The following is a 16,573-nucleotide window of genomic DNA, read 5'->3' as shown; positions in this document are numbered from 1 at the left end:
AGTTAATGTGTTATGGCCCGATCACCCATGATTCGGCCAGGCCGAATGGGGGTAACAGACGAGTTATTGCGATGACCAGGTTCGTAAATGAGCCGTAGGAATGAACTGAGCCGCTGATTCTGTTTATCGATCGGAATACCGGTAACAATACCAACCAGCAGATTATCAGCTACACTAACGCGTAGTTGTGGCCGCATGACCATACTCATTTTCTGATCGACTATCTCTTTGTTGGCTTCAATGCCGAGGAAATTTCGGCTGCCGGGAATCATGTAATGAAGGCTGGAATTGATTTGCATCACCGTTTTCCAACCCGGCGAATAAAACGACCGCTCTATCTGCGGCCCCGCATAAACGAGGGTATGGAAATTGGTCCCCCAACGTTTGGCAGCGATCAGAAACGGGTTGAACGTGTTGCCTTTCAGCCAGCTCCCTCCCCGAAGTTCATCGAAATTCCTGAGTTCCAGTTCGTTGATGTAGCCCACCGCCAGTGATGTTTGTAACCTCTCTGAGACAAAGAACGACCACTGAATGGCCGTTTTAATCCCATCCAGTTGGTTCACCGGCCGGGTTCCGTTGGGTTCGTTACGCGTGTAGAACGAGAACGGCAGTTCTACTTCCAGACCAATACGATCGGCGGGTGCCCATTCGTATTCAACAAGTGCCTGATAGGCGTCGTAGCGCAGGTTGTCGGTTAGCCCCAGGCCGACGTTCCATTCTTTTTCTCCTTTTCGGGCCCCCAGATCACGGATGAGATCAATGTAGAGCGGCTCAGCGTGAAGCACTTTGACAGGCTTTTGCTGGTCTTCTACCTCATTGATATACAAGCTGTCGAGGCGTTCTCTAGCCTGTTGTCGTTCTTCGTCCTGAGTTACTTGTCCACTTGCTGACAATGAAAAAAAGACGAGCAGAACCGCCCACAACGCAAACGGAGCTATCAGTCGGTTATTCGTAAATAGCACAGTACTGTTGTTTTAACTAACTGACAGACTGTCCTTTATAAGACGAATAGTACCTAAAATGGTACCTGACTCTTTGTGCTGTAAGCTGGCAAGTTGTTTCATGTTCGTGAGTATTTGTTGACCAGCAAATATAGAACAGTGATATTAGGAGGGGCTTACAGGCTAATTAGAATAAACTTGCGAATCGGTTAGAAAAAAATTAGTGGCTACTAACTCACGGCCTTAGTGGTAATACAATTGTGAACGTGCTCCCCACCCCCGCTTCGCTAATCACATCGATTCGACCCTGATGAAGCTCGGCAATACGACGACAAATAGACAAACCAAGCCCAAAACCGTCGTGCGTACGGGCATTATCAGCTCGGTAAAACGGATCGAAAATGTGGGTAAGCTGATGAACCGGTATCCCAATTCCGCGATCGCTGATGCTGATTTGGCAGGTACGTTCATCGGTCGCAATCCGAATGTTTGCGCGCTGATCGGCACTGTATTTACAGGCGTTATCGAGCAAATTGAGTACCATTCTGTGCAACAACGCTTCGTCGCCACGTACCTGCGGATGCTCTTCAAACTGTGCTACAGAATCGAAATTTACATCGACCCGATACTGCGGACAAGCCTTCAACAACTCATCGAGAGCCGAGAAAATAACATCATCAATCAAAACCAAATCAAACAATTGTTTGGCAGGTGCGTCGAGTGTACGGGCCAACAACAGCAAGCTGTTGGTCAGGTTAATGATTCTGTCGGTGTCAGCAGAAAGTTCGCCCAGAATGGCCCGGTATTGCTGCCCCGTCAGGGTATGGCGCAAACCAAGCTGCAGTTCAGATTTTAAAGCGGTCAGTGGCGACCGAAGCTCATGGGAGGCGTGTGAAATAAACGTGCGCTGTTGCTCAAAAGCCTGCTGCAATCGTCCCAGCACTCGATTGAAATTTATGGCCAGTTGTGCCACCTCGTCCTGCCGATTCCCTTCGTCGAGCCGCTGCTGCAGATTGCCGGCGTTGATGCTGCTCACCTGCTGATTTATTCGACTAATTGGCCGAAGCGACTGACCGGCAAACAGAATCCCCAACCCCACCGTGAGGCCAATGCCAAATAGCCAGCTCCAACTTAGTGTTCGCCGCAATTCAGCTAGTTCGGCTTTACCCGAAAGGTCATAAGCCGAGGCTACCACCGTAAGTTTTTGACTGGCTTCGGGTGCGTACAAGCCAAAAACCTGCCGGTCGTCTATTTCGGTACGCACCACTCCCTGCTCACGAATGTCGGTCAGTAGTGATAGGGGCACCGCTACCGAATCGTCATCAATGCTGGAATACAGTAGTTCATTGGTGGCGTTGTAGACCAGTACTTTCTGATTGTAGAGCGTTATCAGCGTGTTACGGTCAATAACGCGCAACAGGTTCTCATCCAACTCTTTTACCTCGGTCAGAAAACGCACGGTTGTTCGCGCTCGTTGTTCAAGGCGACTGTAGAATTCCCGCTGCCGGTACTGCTCGGAACGCAGGTACGTTACCAGTGAGAACACGATTAAGATACCGGCCACTATGAGCGAAAACTGGAGCGCAATCCGGTTACGAATAGTCATGGCCACCTATTCGTTTTTCAGCACGTACCCAAATCCGGGACGGGTGTGAATCAGTTTCGGTGTAAAATCTTTATCAATTTTCCGGCGCAGATAATTGATATACACCTCCACCACGTTGGTACCCGAGTCGATGTAAAGGCCCCATACCTGTTCGCTCAGATCAGCCCTCGACACAACACGCCCCTGATTACGCAACAGGTATTCGAGTAGCGTAAACTCACGGGCCGTCAGTTCAATAGGTACGTTGCCCCGACTGACTACCTTGGTCGACAAATTGACCGTCAGATTGGCCGACCGTAATACCTCATCCTGGGCCGTGTTGCGTTGCCGTGTTGACCGGCGCAGGTGTGCCGCAATACGGGCGCTGAGCTCGCGCAGGTCGAAGGGCTTTACCAGATAATCATCGGCCCCCAGCGATAGCCCTTCTACTTTATCCTCAATTTCGCCCAGAGCGGTAAGCAAAATAATGGGCAAATCAGGCTTTCGGGCGCGAACGCTTCGACATATTTCAAATCCGTTCAGGCCTGGAAGGTTAATATCAAGAATTAACAGATCAATAGCTTTTTCGACCGCTAACTGACGTCCTACTACTCCTTCGTACGCCACCTCGGTGAGGTAGCCTTCATCGCGCAGGCTACGGCTGATGTTTTGCGCAATGCGGCGGTCATCTTCAACAATCAGTATGGTTTGCATAGCGTTGAGGTTGACTTCATGCATTCGGGTTAACAATCAAACCCGATTCATTAGACGAAGTCAATCTATATAGCTACAACCAACCGGAACACATTGTTTAGCGCTACCCCCCTTAAACTAGCCATTAGCCGTATCATTCAGCCAGTTAGCGCCCTTACCAACCTCTCGGTTGCTGCATAATACACCGGAACGTACCTGATTTATGCCTATTTATCCCACCAGATTTTGTCACTGATTACATCATCAGAGCCCTGTTTAGACGCTTCGCTGTTGTTGGTCATCCGCTCGGTTTCGGGGTACATCAGGCGTAATGGCCAGGCTGTTGGGGCGGGGGCCTGTAACGAGTTTGGAATGGCCGGAACACCCAGTCGGCGGTAATCATTCCAGGCTTCGAGGCTACTAATACTGTTCAGGGCCAACCACTTCTGCTCCACAATCCGGGCAATTTTGTCAGTCGCCTGATCCAGATTCACCGTTGCCTGCGCATTGTATACAGCCAATTCGGTGGCTGGTACTTCCATGTACTTAAACGATTCGCTGATGCCTTTTTCGTACAAGTCTTTGGCCGATCCGCTCAACCAACCGCGTTGGGCCGCTTCGGCTTGTAGGAACAAACTTTCAAAAGAACCCATCAACACCGAAGGCTGCGTAGCACTCTTGAACAACGCCGCCGGTCGGTTGCTGTTTTCCTGAGGGCCTTTAAACGCTGATGTACTGGCCCGGTTATAGGTGGCGGTAGCATTTGGGTTGCCAAACAGCACCCCGTTGTAGTCTGCTCCAACCGCCACATAAAGCGTTGCCAGCCGGGGATCATTGCGTTGTTTGTACTGGTTCACAGCAAAAACCGTTGGGCGTAGATCCTGGTGATTACCGGTACTGACGCCCTGCACAGTACGGTAGTTGGTTTCCCAAAACGGATTAAGTTTACCCGCCGTATTCAGGTAGCCAGGCTGCACATACGCGTTCTCACCCACACCGAGGAAACCGCTTCCCTCCTGCTGAATCTTCTGGATCTCCGACGAAATAAAGGCCGCGTCGGCTACTTCGCTTTGCCGAATCAGCGCCCGTAGCTTTACGGTATTGCCAAACTTGGCCCACAACGTTTTGCTGCCTTTGAACAGAATATCATCGGTAGCAGCTTCGGTACCCGCCGGGGCATTTTTGATGTCGCCAATGCCATCCGTGATCAGGTTAATGGCTTTCTGATACACTGTTTTTCCATCTTCGTAACGGGGCGTTGGCCTGACAGTTCCCTGCAAGGCATCGTCGAAGGGCAGGTTGTTGTAGAGATCTACCAGCCGCAGGAAATGCCAGCCCTGCATGACCTTGGCCACACCCGTGTAGAATGGGTTGCCTTCGGTCATAGCCTGCTCTTTCAGCAGTTGATAATAAAGCAACGTGGTATAACTGTTTTCCCAAAGCGGAATACCGTCGCGCTGATGGCGAATGGCGGGGCCGTTATAGGTTTTTAGGTCAACAAACAGGTTCACGCCTTCGCTGGTTGTGCCCCAATAACCACCCCAAAAAGCGCCTACCTGATTGAATTGCCCTGTTTCCAGGTTTACGGTACTGACCAGGGCAGCGGGCAATTTGGCACTCAGCGGCAAGTTTTCACTGACCGGCGCATTGGGGTTACTATTTACCTCCAGAAACTCATTACAGGCACTAAGCGACAAGCCTATCAGGCCAAGAAAGGCGAATCGCAGCAGACTATTTTTCATTGTTATTCGATTAAAAACTGACATTTACGTTGAACCCATAGGTCCGGTAAGGGGGTACCTGACGGAAGCTGAGGTAACCGTCGGTGCTGTTGTAGAGGTATTCAGGATCGCCATATTGGTTTTCCTTATTGCGAATAATGAACAGGTTGGTACCTACAAAGCCAATACTGGCTTCCCGCACAAACTTTTGCTTACTCAGCAGCGACGCAGGCAGTGCATAGCTGATGTTCAGCTCGCGAAGTTTAAGGTAATCAGACTTGGCCGCCGTATTCGACTGCACTTCGCCCTGCTTGCTCCAGTACGCCTTGTCACCTTTCGATAACACCGTTGTGTTGGGTACGTAGGTACCGTCGGGCTGCTGAAGTACTGAGTTCGGGAAGATGAACGGCTGCCGGTTAAACTCGGCCGTACGTGGGTCGGTACCGGCGGTGTACATCCGGGGCACGATTTCTGAATAAAGCCAGCCCCCCATGCGCCCATCGAACTGAGCCGCTACACTGAGACCTTTGTATTGCACCACGGTGCTCAGCCCCATCTGGAAGGGTGGAACCATGGTGCCGAGGTGAACGGGATCGGTCGCAATGAGCGGCTCGCCAGTTTGGGCGTTGATGATCACCCGACCCTCTGGATCCCGTTTGTAATCGCTGACCAGCAGACTGGGATATTGCTGACCAATATTGGCGTACGACTGCCGGAAAATATTGAATGATGTCAGGCCTTCGTACAACTCCCGCACCTGGTTGTCGATATGCGTGAAGTTGACCCCCACGTTCCATTTCAGCCCATTCCGGCGTACCACATCCCCATTGACACTTAGTTCGATAATGTTGTTGGTCAACCGGCCCGCGTTGACAATAGCGCTGCTGTAGCCCGTTGCCCTCGACGTGGTGGCGTTGAAAATCTGCCCTTTCGAGTCTGAGAACACGTAGCTCCCCTCCACATTCAGTCGGTTGTTCAGGAAACTCAACTGAGCCCCGGCCTCCATCGAGGTTACAAATTCGGGTTGAATGTTTGGGTTGGGATACCGGCTACTGGGGGTGAATCCAACCACGCTTCCGAACGGAAACCCGTTTATCTGGCTGTACGGATTATTTAGCGAATACGGGTCGAGGGTTACGTTACCGGTCCGGTTCCATGAGGCAAACACCTTACCGAAAGACAGAAAACGACTGTCTTTTAAGCCGTTGATGGCTTCACTGAACACAAACGACGTGCTTACGCCGGGATAGAAATAAGACCGATTTTCCCGGCTCAACACCGACACCCATTCGTTGCGTCCCGTTAAGGTCAGGAACAGGTAATTGTTATAGCCACCCGTAAATTCACCATACGCCGCCATCGACCGGTATTCGGTAATCGACGCGCTGCCCGTTAACTCGCCAATGCGGCTACCCGGATTGAACAGGTCAGGCAGGAGCAAATTGCTGGAGCCGATCGACGTTGCTTTCGTATTGTCGGAACGTAGGTTCTGGCCCAACAGTAACCGAGTCGAGAACTTACCGATGTTCTGATGAAAGTTCAGAATCAGATCACTGTTGATCCGCTGGAAATTCGAGCTACCGTCGGTCACCGCGCCGTTCACATTCCGGCGACCAGTGGCTTCAAACTTACCGGTCGTACTCCGGGTTTCGGTAGCGGTGCTGAATAATCCAGCCCGATACAGCGCGCTGAACCAGGGTGTTACGTCATAATTTAGTTCAACCTTTCCGTTAATAGTTTGCTGTTTACTGGCATCGCGGATGTTGTCGATCTGGTGGTACGGGTTCTTTTGCAGGTCGGTAAAGAAATAGCGCGGGTTGGCATAGGAAGCCGGATCCTGCCAGTTTTTCATCGAGTTGAAATCGAAGTTGGCCGGTAGCTGATAGGCCGTTATCCAGGGACCGTCAGGCGTGGTATTTTTATTAAAATAGACGTAATTAAGGTTATACAATGTACTCAGTTTACCAAACCGCCGCGACCCGTTGAAGCGGGCCCCCGTCCGGCGACTTTCGTCACTGGGAATGATGCCTTTAATCGCCACATCCTGCACTGAGAAGAAATAGGTCGTTTTTTCGTCACCACCCGAAAAAGACAGATCGTTCTGCAGGTTCACGCCCGTCTGGAAAAGGTCAAGGCGGTTGTCACGGTCAGGCGCGGCATAGAGCACCTGATGGCGGGTACCACCGGGCAGTACCGGCCCAATGTCTTTCATCGTACCGTCGAACGCGGGTCCCCACGATTCAGCCTGTGTCGGGTCATACACGCCGTTGGCGCCCTGGCCAAACTGTGTTTGAGCGGGTGGCAACATAAACACGTTCGAGAACGTAGTTGTGTTGCTGAACCGGACCATCCCTTTGCCCCGGCTTCCGTTTTTGGTCGTGATCATCAACGCGCCGTTCACCCCTTCCGACCCGTACAGGGCCGCAGCATTGGCACCTTTCAGCACCGTGATATCTTCGATGTCATTAGGGTTCAGGCGGGAGATTTCGGGTACAGGTACGCCATCGACCACATAGATAGGCGCGTTTTTAGCCCGGTTCAGCGAACGGCTTCCCCGCATCGTAATCTGCACCTGCGGGTCTACCTTACTATCATACATGTTGATGCGGAGACCGGCCACTTTACTGGTCAGGCCGGTCAGTGGGTTAATCGCCTTTCCCTGATTCAGGTAGTCGTTATCGATTACCTGTGCTCCACCGCCAAACTCACGCGCCGCCCGTTTAATGCCTAACGCGCCAGTAACAACCACTTCAGAAAGCTGCTGAAAATCTTCTTTCAGACTAACAACAACCGTTTTTGTGGCCGAATTGACCGGAATTTGCTGGGTTTCGTAGCTGATAAACGAAACGACAAGCACATTTCCCGAATTAGCCTGAATAGTAAACGTACCGTTTGCATCGGTAGTAGCACCGGTGTTGGTTCCCTTCACGAGTATAGTTGCACCGGCAAGGGGTTGTCCGGTGGCTTGTTCAATGACGCTGCCGGAGATGGGTCGATCCTGGGCAAAAGCCCTTGCAGCGAGCAAGACTAAAAAGAAAGTAATGATTGATTTCATCGCGTGATTTTTGACAAAGGCCCAAATAAGCCCTTCCAAATTCCTTTATTTAGACTAAGTCTAATTATTTTTGTCGATTGCAAATGTACAAGGCCAGTTTTCAGGATAATGACGCATAAGGGAGAAATGGGAACGTTAAAGGGAGAAGATGAGGCGTCTGGCCAGCCTAGAGAACTAGTGATAAAACTAAGCCCCGACTTAGTAGACTCAAAGACAGAGAGTTATACAGAATCGAAACAAGATCTTTCTGATTTTACCGATGATGGCCTTTACCACGAATGGCGGTTGAACGGCGTACACATCGCCTACGTTCACCAACCTGCCAACACTACAGCCACGGTCAACCTTATCAGTAACCGACCATCAGTGCTTATTCTATTCGCCATCTCGGCCGGTTGTACGTTTCAGTCTGCCGAGGGCGAGGAACCCTTTCCGGTATTGGCCCAACAGCACAACAGTCTGTTTTATCCGGCACAGTCAGTGCGCGTCGAGCCCGACTCAGCGGGTACACTCGAATTGCTCGTCATCAGCATTCACCCTACGTTGCTGTCCAGGTACGTACCCAGCGACATTCCTTCTTTGATGTCTTTTCGCACCCTTGTTACCCGAAACAACCCTGCCCGACTCAGCAACTCAAGTCTGCCCATTACCCCCGAAATCAGTGCTGTGCTTTATCAGTTGGTGCGCTGCCAACTCGCCAGTTGTTTCAAACCCCTGTTCATCGACGCTAAAGTGCTGGAATTGATTGCGTTGCAACTCGACCAGTACCTTCAGCAGCTCGACGAAACGGGAAAAATACCGGTTAAAGACGAGGTTCGGGCCAGAATGCAGGAAGTCCATAACATTATGGTGGCCGATCTAGCCCAGCCGTTTACACTGCGCAATCTGGCCCGGATGGTGGGCACAAACGAGTATACGCTGAAAGTTCAGTTCAAGCAGGTATTCAATACCACCGTTTTTGGCTACCTGAATCGATTGAAAATGGAAAAGGCAAAGGATCTGCTAACCGATGGCGAACCGAAAATTGCCGAGGTAGCCCACGCGCTGGGCTATAAACACGCCACTCATTTCACCGCCGCTTTCAAAAAACATTTTGGTTACCTGCCCAACACCATCAGGTTGGGTTTGCTAACACTCTTCAACTTCGATCCCGATTATGTGCTTCTGCTGGCAATCGGCTAGTGTCAAAGCAACTTACCCTGAACACGTCTGAATTAGCCCGACAGGAGCATCGAAGAGAATGAATTACCTTTGGGGGACCAACAAAGCCCTTTCTCAACAAATCAGCTAACCAGCGAAGACGTGGCTTCTTCGTGGCTATTCCAGGCTTCCCGACCGGAGGCTTTCCAGTATGCAACAACCCGACAGACAAGAAATCACAACGTACCTGCAAGACCTTCAGGATCAAATATGTACCGCCCTCGAACAAGCCGATAGTTTGGGTGAAAAGCGGCCTGGTGCCGCCGCCGGAGGTACGTTCCGCGAAGATCACTGGCAACGGCCGGGCGGCGGTGGTGGCCGGTCGCGCGTGATGGCCGACGGGGCAATCATCGAAAAAGGGGGCGTAGGTTTTTCGGCCGTTGAGGGCGAAGCATCAGCAGCTACGTTACGGCAACTGAACCTCACCGAACCCGCTGATTTCTACGCTACAGGCGTATCGATCGTGATTCATCCGCGCAATCCCCGCGTGCCGATCATTCACATGAACGTTCGTTATTTTGAGTTGAGCAACGGCACCTACTGGTTTGGCGGCGGCATTGACCTCACCCCGCATTACGTAGTGCCCGACGATGCGCACTGGTTTCATCAGCAGCTAAAAAACGTTTGCGATCAGCACGACCCGACTTATTATCCAACATTCAAAACCTGGGCCGACGATTATTTCTACATTCCGCACCGGCAGGAAACCCGCGGCGTAGGTGGTATTTTCTTCGATTACCTGAAAGAGAGCGATACGGTGACCAAAGCCGATTTGTTCGCTTTTCACCGAGCGGTGGGCGAATCGTTTGCGCCGATCTACACGCACTTCATGCAGCAGAATCACGACCTCCCCTACTCGCCCCACGAAACGCACTGGCAGGGACTACGCCGGGGCAGGTACGTTGAGTTCAACCTGGCCTGGGACCGGGGCACCAAATTCGGACTGGAAACCAACGGACGAACCGAGTCTATTCTGATGAGCATGCCCCCGCAAGCCAACTGGATTTACGATTACCACCCGGAATCCAACTCACCTGAAGCAGAAACGCTGGCCTGGCTACGAAAAGGCGTCGACTGGGTGTAATCCGAAAACGGACGTTCACATGGTTGGTGTGGTTGATATGTAGGGGTAGCCCATCGTGGCTACCCGCTTTCGGGCGCGACAGCGACCGCCTGATGGATACCCGCACAAAAAACGGACGTGACCGCCCAAAGGGCGCGTACATGGAATGTTCACGTAAAAACTTTCGCGGTCGCTGTCGCGTCCGAAAGCGGGCGACCACGATGGGTCGCCCCTACATATCAACCATCTTGGTCAGCAGGTAGTAATCGGCGTCGATATTGACTTCTTTTACGTTGGGTTGCTTTAGCGTTTGCCAGGTGATTGTGGGCGTGACAAGGCGGCGCGGACCGGCATCGTTGAGGCAAAGGCGCACGGGCATGGTGAAGCCTTTCTGGCAATTGGCGAAGCGATAAGCCACCCCATCCGGCGTGATTTTGTACTCCAGCGTAGGTACGCGGGCGTCGCGCAGGTATTGGTTGAGCATTGGTTGGAGTGGCAAACCGGTCTTTTTGATCAGGTACGTTTCGATCTGTTGCGTGGTTACAGTTTGGTGGTAGAACGTTTTGTTCAGCCCCCGCAAAACCTGCCGCCACTTCTCGTCATTCGATACCCACTGCCGAATCATGTGCAGCATGTTGGCCCCTTTATAATACATATCGCCCGACCCTTCGCTGTTCACGTTGTAATCACCGATGATTGGGCGGTCATTTCTGATGCCAATGCGGGTACCGATCACGTATTGCGCGCCGGCATTTTTCCCGAACAGGGCTTCAGTATACAGATTCTCCGAGTAGGCGGTGAAGCTCTCGTGAATCCACATGTCGGCGATGTCTTTATACGTGATGTTGTTGGCAAACCACTCGTGACCCGATTCGTGGATGATGATAAAATCCCAACGGAGGCCCCAACCCGTTGCCGACAGATCGCGACCCAGATAGCCGTTTCGGAACCGGTTTCCGTAGGTGACCGAGCTTTGATGCTCCATGCCCAGATACGGTACATGTACGAGTTTATAGCCGTCCTGATAGAACGGGTAAGGGCCAAACCAGTTTTCGAATACCCGCAACATGGTTTTCACCTGCTCGAATTGTTTTCGGGCGGCGGCTTCATACTGAGGCAACACATAATACGATAACGCCAGCGGCCCCGCCTCACCCTGATAGGTTTCTTTCCAGCTAACGTACTTCGCCATGTTGATGTTGACCCCGTAGTTATTGATCGGATTCACCACCGCCCAATCGTAGGTACGTGTCTTGTCGGCGTTGGTGACCACCCGCCGAAGCTGTCCGTTCGACACATCGACATAGGGTTCGGGCACCGTTACGCTGATCAGCATCGAGTCAGGTTCGTCGGCCATATGGTCTTTGCAGGGCCACCAAACGCTGGCTCCCAGCCCCTGACACGAGGTGGCCACAAACCAGCTTTTGGTCGAATCGGTGTCGCGCGCCCACGACACGCCACCATCCCAGGGGGCGTTGCGGGCCCGGCGTGGCTTACCACCGTATTCGACCGTGATGGTTTCGGTTTTGCCGGGGCGTTGCGGTTTGGTCAGCGTAATGAAGTGCGCGTTTCCGTCGGTACGGACTGTCAGTGGTTGCCCATCCTGCTCGGCCCGAATCAGCTTCATAGGCGCTTGCAGGTCGATCTGCATCACCTGACTGGCTTTCAGTACCCGATACCGGATGGTATTCTGCCCGGCAAAGGTGCTATCGTCGGGCGAGACACGTACCTGCAGATGGTAATGGTTCAAGTCCCACCAGCTTCGTTCGGGCGTCATAGTACCACGAAGGGTATCGGCGCGGGTGTAGGCTGGTTTTTCGGCTAACAGTTGACCAAAACCAGGCAGGCAGATAGCAAGTAAACACAACACCAGCAAACCAGCTGTTGGGCGGAAGAGGGCAGTCAATGACATGAGTATGAAGCAGAGATTCGTGTACTGTAAAACTTACGGACGCAGGCCGTTGAGGTGCCAGGCGGTGGTGGGATCATACTGCAACGTACCTGCATCGATACGGAGCGGGCTACTGATATTGTTGTGGTATAACTGCCCGGTACCCAATCCCTGCGGCATCAGATTTTTGAACTGCGAGGCATATTGCGCAATGGCATTCAGGCCAATATTAGATTCGAGCGCCGACGTAATCCACCAGCCGATAGACAGGCGGTTGGCCAATTCGATCCACTCATCGCAGTGGCGCATTCCCCCCAGTAACGTGGGTTTTAGAATAATAAACTGAGGATGAATCTTCTTGAGTAACCGGAATTTGTCGACGTACTCCATGTGCCCGATCAACTCTTCATCGAGGGCGATGGGTAATGGTGTCTGGCGGCACAGTTCGGCCATCAGGTCATGCTGACCGGCAGCTATGGGCTGTTCGATTGAATGCAGCTGATATTGGGCCAGCCGTTTCAGTTTCGCCAGCGCTTCATCAGGATGAAACGCTCCGTTGGCATCTACGCGCAGAGTAATCTGTTCGGCCGTGTATCGTTCCCGGATGTATGCGAGTAACGCGCACTCGCGTTCAAAATCAATTGCCCCTATTTTAAGCTTGATGGTAGTATAGCCCGCCGCAATCTTCTGGTCGATTTGCTCCCGCATGGCATCCTGCGACCCCATCCAGACTAGTCCATTGATGGGAATCGCTCGTCGCCCGTGGGCAAATTCGGTATCGCGAATCAGCCGGTTACCGCCCGACAGGAAGTCGTGCATGGCCGTTTCAAAACCGAACAAAATGCTGGGGTGCTGCTGACTGATCAGTTGATTTAAGATGACCGTCACATTCCAGTCAAACAATTGAAGATCAAGCTGATTGAAGTAGTCGCAATAATCAGAAAGGCGGTCTTCAAAGTCAGGAATATCATCGAGACTAAGGCCAACCAATGGGCCACATTCACCGTATCCGATTACGTCGGGCTGGTCTGAATCGACCAACCGCAGGAAGAATGAGTCTTTTTGGGTAAGCGTTCCCCGCGAGGTGCCAGCCTCGAATGTGAAATTAAGCGTGTATTTCAGGTAGGTGACCCGGAGACTCATTGGATACGGTGGCGGAGGGGAACAAACCGCTAAAACTACTACTTTTGACCCCACCTGCAAAAACATATTACGAAATTATTACCGGAAATGTGACTTACAAAAACCTATTAAAACCGCTGTCTATGGCCTACGGAGGCGTCTTATCGCTTCGTAATGCGCTTTATGACAATCAGTTTGTCACCACTTACATTCCTACTCAACGGTGCATTTCGGTGGGTAACCTCACGGTTGGCGGCACCGGTAAAACCCCAGCCGTAGAATACCTCTTGCGCCTACTGCTCACGCTGGATTCACAACTAACGGGCAATATAGCCACGCTAAGCCGGGGTTATGGTCGAAAAACGCGGGGTTTCCGTGTGGCCACAAACACCGATAATGCCGACACCATTGGCGACGAACCACTTCAGCTTTTTCGAAATTTTGCCCCCGCCATTTCAATCACCGTGGGCGAGCGCCGGGCCGATGCCCTTCGGGAACTGGCCATTAACAGACCCGACATTAAAACCGTGGTGCTCGACGACGCCTATCAGCACCGGGCGGTACAACCCCACCTGAATCTATTACTGACCGACTATAACCGGCCTTTTTATACAGATGACCCGTTTCCGGGTGGGCGATTGCGCGAATCAAGAAAAGGTGCCCGACGGGCCGATGCCGTCATTGTTACCAAATGCCCATACGAACTGCCCCCCGAGGAACGAGTTGCCATTGAACAGCAAATTCGCCGATACACCCGATCTGCGCAGTCCGAAAACACGGTGCCTGTTCTGTTTGCCGGTTTAACCTACGAACAGCCCCGCTCGATAACCAACCAGACCGTCGCACACATGAATGGACCGGTGCGATTGGTGTCGGGGCTGGCCAACGCGGAGCCGTTGGTCAGGTACGTTACCGATACCTGGGGACTGACAAAACACGACGATTTCGGGGATCACCACCCTTACACGCGCGATAATGTGACCCGATTATTGAACACCACACCTACCGATACCTGGCTGTTGACAACCCAAAAAGATGAAGTGAAGTTATCGCCTTTACTGACCGAATTGGAGCGGCAAACCCGTCGGGTCGCTTACCTGCCCGTTGGTATGACTTTCTTTGAACGCAAAGACGCCGAAACACTGGACCAGTTGGTCATTGATTGCCTACGCGGCCCGGCACTTAAAAATCGTTAACTACAGTTCCCAACGCGGCGCGGCGCAGCTTTTGGCCTATTTTTGCATATGCAGTTTTCGGCACTTCTTTTTCTGGCCTCTTTTCTTTGTCTATCCACCATTGGGCGGGCGCAGCAATTTCCGGGCGGCGCAGGTACGTTCCCTACTACAAACGGCACCAATAGCCCCAATGGAGCGGGTCGGCCCGGTGGGTCGGGCGCGGGCGTTGGCATCGATGATTCGACGAAGGTGATTTACGGGCCAACTACCGCTAAATTTTTTCTGGAAAGCGACGTATTCAACAACCGGAAAAGACTGTATCTGACCGACACTTCTCTGATCGGCTCTCATCAATTTGAGTTTACCAAACGAAACGATAACCGCTACACCGACCTCGGTAACCTTGGGTCGCCGCTACGGCCGGTTTTCTATGAGACGCCTAACCAGATTGGTGAACAGCAGGGCTATTACGTGTTTTCGCCCTATGGCTATCAGACCAGTCAGGTACGTTACTATGACACCAAATCGCCATTTACCAACATGTATCTGGTGCTGGGCCCCCGCAGTCAGAACGTGCTTAATTTCGACTTCAACCAAAATATAAATCCGCGCCTCAACGTCGGATTCAACGTGCAGCGCTTCACCTCAGAAAGGCAATTCGGCTTAAGCGCGGCCCGCACCCAAACCGAACGCTTACTAGCTCAGAACTGGGGCCTGTTGTTGCATGGCAACTATCGTACAAAAGACGACCGGTACACCCTGCTGGCCCACGTTAATCACATGAACCACAGCCTGCCCGAGCAGGGTGGTAACGTGTTCAGCCTCGTCAATGGCGATACCCTGGCTATTGATTACGAAGGGCAGGCCCGCCTGGCCAGTACCTTGGGCTGGGAACGCCGCACCAACGTTCATGTGTATCATCAATACGTACCTGCCGACGGCATACAGTTCTTCCATAAGCTTGATTATCAAACTAATATCAATAATTTCGAAGACGAAGCACTACTGGCTAATCAGCAGTTTTCCAACTTTTACCCGCGTATTCTCAACGATTCGTCACGTACCCAGCAAGACGTGTATTGGCGGTCTATCGACAATACGTTTGGTGTAAAAGGCATTTATAACCGGGGGAAATCGGCCTACAATTACCGGCTTTTTTACCGACAACGGATCTTCAGTCAACAAACCGATTTCAACCTGACATCGACAACCGCGATCAGTGGCGAGGGTCAGAGAAACCTTAATCAGTATAATTCGTCGGGTTTTGAAAACTACGTAGGTGGCTGGCTGGGCTATTACTTCCCCGACAGCCTGTCGCGCCTTACCGGCGAGGCCGAATACCTGGTGGGCACCGGCGCATTCCGGCTCAACGCCCAGCTCGAAAGTCGTTTGTTTACCGCCGGCTTCACCACCATGCTGGCTCAGCCTACCCTGATTTCACAGCGGTTCAACAGCAATCATTACCAATGGAATAACCTGAATCAGTTTGGCTTGCGCGGCACCCAACACGCGTACGGTACGCTGAACGTAAAATACAAAGACTGGACGGTTTCGCCCGGTGCCGATTTGTGGTTACTCAACAACTACGTGTATTTCAACCAGCAGGCCGAACCCGCTCAGTTATCCACGGCGTTTACCATGTTCCGCGTTGGCCTGAATGCAACATACACCCGCGCCCGTTTCAGGGCTAGTACACAACTTTATTATACCCCACTCAACGCCGGGGATGACGTTTTACGGATTCCGACTTTTTTTGCCAATGGCCGAATTCAATACGATTTCATTTACGCCAAAGTGCTGCACATTCAAACCGGGCTTGAATTGCACTATAAATCGGCGTTTTATGGCGATGCCTATTCACCCGTTAGTCAGCAGTATTATTTGCAGGACAGACAACTGGTAGAGGGAGCGCTTCTAGCCGATGCTTTTGCCAACATGCGCGTGAACCGGGTACGTTTCTTCCTGAAATTCAGCCACGTCAATCAGGGCCTGTTCCAGCCCGGTTACTTTGTCTCGCCCGGTTTTCTGCAACTACAGCGTGGCTTCGGCTTCGGCGTCGACTGGCTACTTTTCGATTAGAAAAGACGAAAGCCCATAATTTGGGGATCGTAATCAACAAATTATAGT

At 52.0% G+C, this 16,573-nt stretch carries 11 protein-coding genes; 4 read left to right on the top strand and 7 right to left on the bottom strand.

Annotated elements, in window-relative coordinates:
- Positions 1-2: 2 nt before the first annotated feature.
- From ACAW87_RS18430 to ACAW87_RS18410, 5 genes are all read right to left on the bottom strand, one after another.
- Positions 3-962 (bottom strand): HAEPLYID family protein, encoded by a 960-nt coding sequence (locus ACAW87_RS18430; protein WP_370725110.1) that lies wholly within the window; start codon positions 960-962, stop codon positions 3-5.
- A 214-nt stretch (positions 963-1,176) separates the two neighbouring features.
- Positions 1,177-2,547, bottom strand: a complete 1,371-nt coding sequence (locus ACAW87_RS18425) for a sensor histidine kinase (protein ID WP_370725109.1) — start codon at positions 2,545-2,547, stop codon at positions 1,177-1,179.
- A gap of 6 nt (positions 2,548-2,553) precedes the next feature.
- Positions 2,554-3,240 (bottom strand): response regulator transcription factor, encoded by a 687-nt coding sequence (locus ACAW87_RS18420; protein WP_370725108.1) that lies wholly within the window; start codon positions 3,238-3,240, stop codon positions 2,554-2,556.
- A 206-nt stretch (positions 3,241-3,446) separates the two neighbouring features.
- Positions 3,447-4,961 carry a SusD/RagB family nutrient-binding outer membrane lipoprotein gene (locus ACAW87_RS18415; protein ID WP_370725107.1) on the bottom strand — a complete coding sequence of 505 codons (1,515 nt, stop codon included), beginning with the start codon at positions 4,959-4,961 and terminating at the stop codon, positions 3,447-3,449.
- 10 nt (positions 4,962-4,971) lie between these two features.
- Positions 4,972-7,995, bottom strand: a complete 3,024-nt coding sequence (locus ACAW87_RS18410) for a SusC/RagA family TonB-linked outer membrane protein (RefSeq protein ID WP_370725106.1) — start codon at positions 7,993-7,995, stop codon at positions 4,972-4,974.
- Positions 7,996-8,172: 177 nt separating this feature from the next.
- Here ACAW87_RS18410 and ACAW87_RS18405 point away from each other — a divergent pair, with 177 nt between their 5' ends.
- Both ACAW87_RS18405 and hemF read left to right on the top strand, forming a co-directional pair.
- Entirely contained in the window at positions 8,173-9,177 is a 1,005-nt protein-coding gene (locus ACAW87_RS18405) for a helix-turn-helix transcriptional regulator (protein WP_370725105.1), read from the top strand.
- Positions 9,178-9,346: 169 nt separating this feature from the next.
- Positions 9,347-10,279 carry an oxygen-dependent coproporphyrinogen oxidase gene (gene hemF / locus ACAW87_RS18400; protein ID WP_370725104.1) on the top strand — a complete coding sequence of 311 codons (933 nt, stop codon included), beginning with the start codon at positions 9,347-9,349 and terminating at the stop codon, positions 10,277-10,279.
- Between the two features lie 211 nt (positions 10,280-10,490).
- Here hemF and ACAW87_RS18395 read toward each other — a convergent pair whose 3' ends face one another.
- Entirely contained in the window at positions 10,491-12,170 is a 1,680-nt protein-coding gene (locus tag ACAW87_RS18395) for a M1 family metallopeptidase (protein ID WP_370725103.1), read from the bottom strand.
- A 33-nt stretch (positions 12,171-12,203) separates the two neighbouring features.
- Positions 12,204-13,292 carry an o-succinylbenzoate synthase gene (gene menC / locus ACAW87_RS18390; RefSeq protein WP_370725102.1) on the bottom strand — a complete coding sequence of 363 codons (1,089 nt, stop codon included), beginning with the start codon at positions 13,290-13,292 and terminating at the stop codon, positions 12,204-12,206.
- 89 nt (positions 13,293-13,381) lie between these two features.
- Between menC and lpxK the strand changes: the two genes are divergently transcribed.
- Together lpxK and ACAW87_RS18380 are read left to right on the top strand one after the other, a co-directional pair.
- The gene (gene lpxK / locus ACAW87_RS18385) at positions 13,382-14,467 is read left to right on the top strand and encodes a tetraacyldisaccharide 4'-kinase (RefSeq protein ID WP_370725138.1); all 1,086 of its coding nucleotides are present in this window, start codon (positions 13,382-13,384) and stop codon (positions 14,465-14,467) included.
- Positions 14,468-14,515: 48 nt separating this feature from the next.
- A complete protein-coding gene (locus tag ACAW87_RS18380; RefSeq protein WP_370725101.1) occupies positions 14,516-16,525 on the top strand; it encodes a putative porin in 2,010 nt (669 codons plus the stop codon).
- Positions 16,526-16,573: the final 48 nt, after the last annotated feature.

Origin of the sequence: Fibrella aquatica (assembly GCF_041321135.1) — a bacterium.
Lineage (GTDB): Bacteria > Bacteroidota > Bacteroidia > Cytophagales > Spirosomataceae > Fibrella > Fibrella aquatica.
The sequence above is the reverse complement of the archived record's forward strand: the minus strand, read 5'-3'. Positions and strand labels throughout refer to the sequence as shown.

Bases quoted from the DNA above. Each gene is read 5' to 3' on its own strand.
- ACAW87_RS18425 (WP_370725109.1), bottom strand. From the start codon at position 2,547: ATGACTATTCGTAACCGGATTGCGCTCCAGTTTTCGCTCATAGTGGCC.
- ACAW87_RS18420 (WP_370725108.1), bottom strand. From the start codon at position 3,240: ATGCAAACCATACTGATTGTTGAAGATGACCGCCGCATTGCGCAAAAC.
- ACAW87_RS18415 (WP_370725107.1), bottom strand. From the start codon at position 4,961: ATGAAAAATAGTCTGCTGCGATTCGCCTTTCTTGGCCTGATAGGCTTG.
- ACAW87_RS18410 (WP_370725106.1), bottom strand. From the start codon at position 7,995: ATGAAATCAATCATTACTTTCTTTTTAGTCTTGCTCGCTGCAAGGGCT.
- hemF (WP_370725104.1), top strand. From the start codon at position 9,347: ATGCAACAACCCGACAGACAAGAAATCACAACGTACCTGCAAGACCTT.
- ACAW87_RS18395 (WP_370725103.1), bottom strand. From the start codon at position 12,170: ATGTCATTGACTGCCCTCTTCCGCCCAACAGCTGGTTTGCTGGTGTTG.
- menC (WP_370725102.1), bottom strand. From the start codon at position 13,292: ATGAGTCTCCGGGTCACCTACCTGAAATACACGCTTAATTTCACATTC.
- ACAW87_RS18380 (WP_370725101.1), top strand. From the start codon at position 14,516: ATGCAGTTTTCGGCACTTCTTTTTCTGGCCTCTTTTCTTTGTCTATCC.